This window comes from Gillisella taibaishanensis, from assembly GCF_001938985.1.
In the GTDB taxonomy this organism is placed as follows: domain Bacteria; phylum Pseudomonadota; class Alphaproteobacteria; order Rhizobiales; family Rhizobiaceae; genus Allorhizobium; species Allorhizobium taibaishanense.
In genome coordinates this window covers 1-360 of record NZ_MKIN01000024.1, presented here as the reverse complement: position 1 = coordinate 360, position 360 = coordinate 1, and the positions used below count along the sequence as shown (strand labels likewise).

Sequence of the window (360 nt, the reverse complement as noted above, 5' to 3'; positions counted from 1 at the left end):
ACGATGCCGGCGCCGACGGTACGGCCGCCTTCGCGGATAGCGAAGCGCAGCTTTTCTTCCATCGCGATCGGAACGATCAGCTCAACCTGAACCGTGACGTTATCGCCAGGCATAACCATTTCCGTGCCTTCCGGCAGAGATACGATGCCAGTCACGTCCGTCGTGCGGAAGTAGAACTGCGGACGGTAGTTGGTGAAGAACGGCGTATGACGGCCGCCTTCTTCCTTCGTCAGGATGTAGGCTTCTGCCATGAACTTCTTGTGCGGCTTGACCGAACCCGGCTTGCAGAGAACCTGGCCACGCTCAACGTCGTCGCGCTGGATACCACGGACGAGCGCACCGATGTTGTCGCCGGCCTGG

General features: G+C 60.3%; 1 protein-coding gene. It reads right to left on the bottom strand.

The features are described 5' to 3' along the window. Positions 1-360, bottom strand: a 360-nt coding sequence (locus BJF91_RS18880; protein ID WP_456061820.1) for an EF-Tu C-terminal domain-related protein, incomplete at both ends; no start/stop codon positions are given.